This window comes from Cupriavidus sp. SK-3, from assembly GCF_000611145.1.
GTDB lineage: Bacteria > Pseudomonadota > Gammaproteobacteria > Burkholderiales > Burkholderiaceae > Cupriavidus.
The window spans coordinates 21,022-27,191 of record NZ_JFJV02000108.1; the positions used below are offsets into that span (position 1 = coordinate 21,022).

The following is a 6,170-nucleotide window of genomic DNA, read 5'->3' on the forward strand; positions in this document are numbered from 1 at the left end:
TTGCCAGTGGCTTTGCTATGGAATTGAAACGGCGGCCGAGGCGCTGTCCTCGAAGGCCTCGGCTTCGCTCAGCAGCCACTGCCTGAAGCCGGAGAGGTCGGGCCGGTGATCCGCGCCCGCCGCACTTACCAGCCAGTAGGCGGTCTGGGCGCAGATCACTTCGGGCCCGATTTCGACCAGCGCCCCGCTGGCGAGATCGCTGTCGACCAGCGGCCGCCTGCCCAGCGCGACGCCAAGGCCCGCGCTAGCCGCTTCGAAGGCCAGCTGGATCGTATCGAAGCGCAAACCGCCGGATGACGCGATCCCGGCAATGTGCGCGGCATCCAGCCAGGCCTGCCAGTCTTCGCTCGCGGGGTTGACGTGGATCAGCGTCGCGCGCCGAAGGTCCATGGTGCCGTTTGCATCGAGCAAGCTGTCGCGATAGGCCGGGCTGCATACCGGGACCAGTTGCTCGCCGAACAGCCGGGTCCAGCAAGTGCCCGCGGTGGGGGCCCGGCTCATCCGGATAGCGAAATCGAACCCGTCGGCGGGAAAACCGACCAGCCGCTGCGAGGTGTCGACGGTGACATTGATATCCGGCCACCGCGCGCGAAAGCCATGCAGGCGCGGCAACAGCCAACGCGATGCCAGGGTGGGCGCGCAGCTCACAGCGATCGTGCGGTTTTCCCGTTGGTTGGGCAGGCGCTGTGTCCCGGTTTCGAGCAGGGAGAATGCCTTGGACACGTAGGTCAGGTAGTCCGCGCCCGCCGGCGTCAGGGACAGCCCGCGGGGCTCGCGGATAAAGAGCTCGACGCCGAGCGACTGCTCCAGTCCGACGATCCCGTGGCTCACCGCGCTTGGCGTGACGCTCAACTCCGCGGCAGCGAGCTTGAAGCTCTGGTGGCGCCCGGCGGCTTCAAATAAGCGAAGGGATGAGAGCGGTGGCAAACGACGTGGCATGACGCATTCCGAACGACCGGCTGGCACGGTATCCGCCGCGATGTGGAGGCACCGCGGCGCTGGAGACGGCGCCCGGCGCGGGCGTCACCGAGCCGCGCGCTGACCATTTCCGGCATCGGCGGCTCAGATGCATTCTAGCGAAGATTCCATGGCGGCCGGCTGCGCCGCCGGTACGGCGCGTTTTGCCGGCGCGGGGACATCCGGCACTTCCAGCACTTCCAGCACGTCGAGCACATCGGCGCCGTTTTCCAGCCGCTTGACGAACAGATCCAGCAGGTTCGCATCGCCGGCGGCGACCGACAGCGTGAGCTGGTGGGGCGCCGCCGCGTGGCCGAAGCGCATGTCGAGCAGGCGCAGCCCGGTGCGGCGGGCGTTGGCGAGCGTCCATTCGATGGCGCTGAAAAGGTCGCTGCGTTCGAGTTGCACTGCGAGGTTCAGGGTAGGCATGGCGTCGGCACCGGTGGGGGAGGCGGGTGTGAAGTTCATGCGGTAAATTTACCAGCGGGGCCCCAGAATGAGCTTCTTTATTGTCTTCGGTTTTGTGCAATTTGGAGATGGATTATCTATCTATGATAGATTGAGTAGTAACTTCATCTCTTATAGTGGCAAAAACCATGGCAACCACCCCGAAGCTCGATGAAACGGACCGGCGCATCCTGCGCGCGTTGCGGCGCGATGGCCGGCTCTCCAATCTCAAGCTGGCCGAGCAGGTCGGCTTGTCGCCCACGCCCTGCTGGAACCGCGTGCGTGCCCTGGAGGAAAGCGGGGTGATCGAGGGCTATGCGGCGCTGCTGAACCAGAAGGCGCTCGGCTTGCCCGATACCGTGCTGATCGAAGTCACGCTGGACCGGCACGATGACGACATGCTGGATCGCTTCGGCGAAGCGCTGGCCGAACTGCCGGAAGTGATGGAAGCCTACCTGCTGACCGGCGAATACGATTACCTGATCAAGGTGGCGGTGGCGGGCACCGAAGGCTACGAGGAGTTCCTGCGCCACAAGCTCTACAAGCTGCCGGGTTTGCGGCACAGCCATTCCACCTTTGTGCTGCGTTGCATGAAGCGGGAGCCGTCGGTCGCGCCTTGAGAGTGCTTCAGGCGTCAGGCTGGTTCCAGGTATCGGTGGACATCATGGCTGCCAGCGGGCGCCCCTGCCGCCAGCCTTCCACTTCCAGCATCGGCGCGGGATAAAAGGCCTGCACCGGCCCCAGGCAAAGAATGGCGATAGGCTGCGCGCCCGGCGGCAGTTTCAGCAGCGTGGCTAGCGCGTCCGGCGCGAACATCGAAACCCAGCCCAGCCCGAGATTCTCCACGCGCGCCGCCAGCCAGAGGTTTTCAATGGCGCAGGCGGCGGAGCATAGCGCCATCTCGCGCGGCATGGTGCGCCGGCCAAACACGGTGCCGTCGTCGGGCGCCAGCGCGACCACCAATAGCTCGGCGCATTCGCGCACGCCTTCCACTTTCAGGCGCAGGAACTCGCTGTCACGCTCACCCAGCGCCTTCGCCGTGTTCTGCCGTTCGGTCTCGACCAGGGCGGCAAGTTCCCCGCGCAGGGCGGGATTGGCGATACGGATGAAGCGCCACGGCTGCATCAGGCCAACCGAGGGGGCGCTATGCGCGGCATGCAGGAGGCGCAGCAAGACGGCCTCGTCGACCGAAGCCCCCGCAATGAAGTGCCGCATGTCGCGGCGCGAGGCGATGAGGCGGTAGAAGCTCTGCTGCTCATCAGGTGAGAAAACGGCGGGAGGGCAGTTGGCTATGGTCGCGGGCATTGCGTGAGGGACGCCAAAGCCGGCATTGTAATCCTGTGCGGAGGCGGGCAAGCCGAGAGGGCGAGCCTGAAGATCGCCGATGTTGTTCGCACGAATAAGCGGTCAGGGCACAGGCTTGGACATCTCCGCGGGCGCGCTCGCCATTAACCCAGCCATGGATTCGCGACGGTCAGGCCAACGCCTTCGAAGTCCTTTGCGTTGCGCGTGGCAAGTACGGCGCCATGACGAGAGCAAATTGCCGCAATCTGGGCATCTGCCATGCTGATGGGGGGCCGGCTTGAGCCCGCAGAGCCATTCGGGCACCTGCTAATGCCCGGACAGTGCAGGCAGCGAGTCCGCGTGTGTCGCCAAAGGCAGGCCGGTCTCCTTGTCAGCTGCAATCGCCGCGAACCCCTGCGCCAGGTCCGCCAGCAGGTCGTCGATCGCCTCCAGCCCGATATGCAAGCGGATCACCTGCCCGCGCGCCGACCAGTCGGTGACGCTGCGCGCGGCGCGCATGTCGGCGATCACCGCAAGGCTCTCGAAGCCGCCCCAGGAGGCGCCGATGCCGAACAGTGCAAGGCTCTCGATAAAGCGCTCGGCGGCATCCGGCGCGGCATTGCGCAGGGAGAACGACAGCAGGCCGTTGGTGCCGTGGCAATCACGGCGCCACAGCGCGTGTCCAGGGTCGCCGGGCAGGGCGGGGCAGAACACTTCGGCGACTTCGGGGCGGGTGCGCAGCCAGTGCGCCACCGCCAGGGCGCCGCGTTCGTGCTGGGACAGGCGGGCGCCCAGCGAGCGCATGCCCCGCTGCACCAGATAGGCGTCGTCCGGGCTGACTGCGATGCCGAAGGCGTCGGCCAGCGCGGCCAACGCGGGCCAGGCGGCCTCGGTCGTGCAGACCGTGCCCATCATGACGTCCGAATGCCCGGACAGGTATTTGGTCGCGGCCATCAGGGAGATATCGGCGCCGAGCGCAAGCGGTTGGTACAGCAGGCCGGAGCCCCAGGTGTTGTCGGCTGCCACCAGCGCGCCATGACGATGCGCCATGCCGGCGATGGCCGGCAGGTCGCACATCTCGTAGGCCAGAGAGCCGGGTGTTTCCACGTACACGAGACGGGTTTCGGGCCGCAGCCTGGCTTGCAGGTCATGGCCGTCGGCGGCATAGAAGCTGGTGGCAATCCCGTGCTGCGCGAGAAAGCCTTCGGCGAGCTTGCGCACCGGCTCGTAGACGCAATCGGGCAGCAGCACATGCTGGCCGGGGCGCAGATAGGCCAGCAGCGTCATTGCCGCCGCCGCCAGCCCGCTGGGAAAGAGCCGCGTACGGTAGCCGCCTTCCAGCTCAGTGACCATGTCTTCCAGTGCGAACGCGGTGGGGTTGCCGCGCGCGCCATAAGTGAAGAGGCGCTCGCTGCCGCGCCGCGCCCGCATCTCGCGCATCTGCGCCACCGAGTCGAACAGCACCGTGCTGGCGCGCACCACGGGCGGGTTGACCGGCCGGCCGCCGTCCACGGAGGCGGTTCGGCCGGCGTGGGCGAGATGGGTAAGTATGCTGTGTTTTTTCATGGCCTGGCCTGGTAGGACGCCGCGCCGGGGTGGCACGGCGGTGATGACGGCTGGTGCTGGTCTTTTGTACTTTGTCATTGCCTGTGCAGGCGGCTGCAAGAGCCATGCCGCCCGTTTCGAATCCAGGCTGATCAGTCCACGCGGGCGCCGGAGAGCTTGACGATGTGCGACCAGCGCGCGATGTCGCTCTTGAGCTGCGCGGCGAATGCGTCCGGCTTGCTGGCTACCACGTCGCTGCCCCCCTCGTTGATCAGCTTCACCACTTCGGGCATCTGCAGCACCTGCGCGATGGCGCGGTTCAGGTAGGCGACACGCTCGGGCGAAGTCCCGGCCGGCGCGAACACGCCGTACCAGTCTTCAAAGCGGGCATTGCGATAGCCGAGTTCCTCAAGCGTCGGGATCTTGGCGAATACGCCCAGGCGGCGTGGACTGGTGACCGCCAGCGCACGCATGCGTCCACTCTGGATAAAGCTCGCCACCGAGGAGGTGGAAGTGATCAGCACATTCACCTGCCCGCCCAGCAGGTCGTTGATGGCGGGGCCGGCACCCTTGTAGGGCACATGCTGCAGGGCCACGCCGCTGTCCTTGTCCAGCACCACGCCAACCAGGTGCGAGAGAGTGCCGTTGCCGGGCGTGGCAAAGGTGATCTTCTGCGGCTGCGCCTTGGCCTGGGCGGCCAGTTCGGCAAACGTCTGCCACGGCGCATTGGCTGCCACCACGATGGCCAGCGGCGCCGCGTTGATCTGCGTGACCGGCGTGAAATTCTTGACCGGGTCGAAGCCGGGGGCGCTGTACAGCGTCGGATTGACGGCCATCACCGACACCTGCGAGGTCAGCAAGGTATAGCCGTCGGGTTTGGATTCGGCCACGAAGCGCGTGCCGATATTGCCGCCGGCGCCGCCGCGGTTGTCTGTGACTGCGGTCTGCCCGAGCACTTCGGTGAGTCGCGTGGTGACGATGCGGGTGACGGCATCGTTGCCGCCGCCGGCCGGAAACGGCGAGACAAAGCGCAGCGGCTGCGACGGGAAACCGCCGACCGGCGCCAGCGGCTGTGCAGTGGCGGACGTGGCCGTCGTGATGGCGAGGACTGCGACGGTGGCGAAAGTGCCGGCCAGTACCTGCTTGATGCGTGACATGAAGAACCCCTGTGTATGTAGAGAGATGCCAGAGCGAAGGGGGGCCGGGCGGGCTTCTGCGGCCCTCTTGCCCCTGTGTTCCCGGAGTGCCGGGACGTCCCCTTGGCGCTGCACCGTCGAGCCGTGTGGGAATCAGAGCCAGGCGACTCGCCTTGCCGTCCGCGCGCGTCGCCCCGCACGCGTGCGGGCGGGTGCTGGCTGCGCGAAGGGCTCGGTCGCTGTTGGCGGGTCATGTTGCGTAACGATCCTGGGCTGGCCGGATCAGGCGAATCGGAAAGTGGCCAGTTCCTGCGCGTCAAGCTGGCCGATCAGGTTGGTCTCCCACGCCAGGTAGCGGCGCGCGGCCTCTTTGTTGCCGTCGTGGCGGTCGTGCACGAAGAACAGGAAATCGATGCAGCGCGCATCTGGCAGGCTGTTCGCCTCGTCCCCCGTGGCGAGCGTATTTCCCGCGGCCTGCCAGGCATCCACGCCACCAGCCAGCAGGCGGACATCGCGGTAGCCGAGCACCGCCAGTTCGCCGGCAGCCAGCCCGGCCAGTCCCGGCTGGCCTTCGTCGCCGATCAGCACCAGCGGCGTGTCGCGTGGCACACCGGCCAGGTCGCGGGCAAAGACCGGGCGGATCGACCAGCGGCTGCCGGGCACGTGGCCGGCGCGATACGCCATGCTGGCGCGCACATCGAGCGCCAGCCACTGTTGCCCGGCCAGATCCGCGGCCAGCGCGGAGGCATCGACGCGGCGCAGGGGGCGAGCCGGCGCCTGCGGACCGGCGGGGGCGGCCCC

The 6,170-nt window shown here is 67.2% G+C and carries 7 protein-coding genes; 1 reads left to right on the plus strand and 6 read right to left on the minus strand.

Going from position 1 to position 6,170, the window contains the following annotated elements:
• Positions 1-15 precede the first annotated feature (15 nt).
• Positions 16-939, minus strand: coding sequence for a LysR substrate-binding domain-containing protein (locus CF70_RS11405; RefSeq protein WP_035864283.1), 924 nt, complete (start codon positions 937-939; stop codon positions 16-18).
• 123 nt (positions 940-1,062) lie between these two features.
• On the minus strand, positions 1,063-1,425 hold the full coding sequence (locus CF70_RS36925; protein WP_200876733.1) for a hypothetical protein: 363 nt from the start codon (positions 1,423-1,425) through the stop codon (positions 1,063-1,065).
• A 128-nt stretch (positions 1,426-1,553) separates the two neighbouring features.
• On the opposite strand from CF70_RS36925, the gene CF70_RS11415 reads away from it, so the two are divergent.
• On the plus strand, positions 1,554-2,024 hold the full coding sequence (locus tag CF70_RS11415; RefSeq protein ID WP_035864287.1) for an Lrp/AsnC family transcriptional regulator: 471 nt from the start codon (positions 1,554-1,556) through the stop codon (positions 2,022-2,024).
• 7 nt (positions 2,025-2,031) lie between these two features.
• On the opposite strand, the gene bluB is transcribed toward CF70_RS11415, so the two are convergent.
• The 4 genes from bluB to CF70_RS37680 form a co-directional block, all read right to left on the minus strand.
• Positions 2,032-2,709, minus strand: a complete 678-nt coding sequence (gene bluB, locus CF70_RS11420) for a 5,6-dimethylbenzimidazole synthase (protein ID WP_051648279.1) — start codon at positions 2,707-2,709, stop codon at positions 2,032-2,034.
• 306 nt (positions 2,710-3,015) lie between these two features.
• A complete protein-coding gene (gene metC / locus CF70_RS11425) occupies positions 3,016-4,254 on the minus strand; it encodes a cystathionine beta-lyase (RefSeq protein ID WP_235185000.1) in 1,239 nt (412 codons plus the stop codon).
• A gap of 131 nt (positions 4,255-4,385) precedes the next feature.
• Entirely contained in the window at positions 4,386-5,390 is a 1,005-nt protein-coding gene (locus tag CF70_RS11430) for a Bug family tripartite tricarboxylate transporter substrate binding protein (protein WP_035864289.1), read from the minus strand.
• 261 nt (positions 5,391-5,651) lie between these two features.
• Positions 5,652-6,170: rhodanese-like domain-containing protein (locus CF70_RS37680; RefSeq protein WP_035864292.1), on the minus strand; the 519-nt coding region annotated here is incomplete at its 5' end.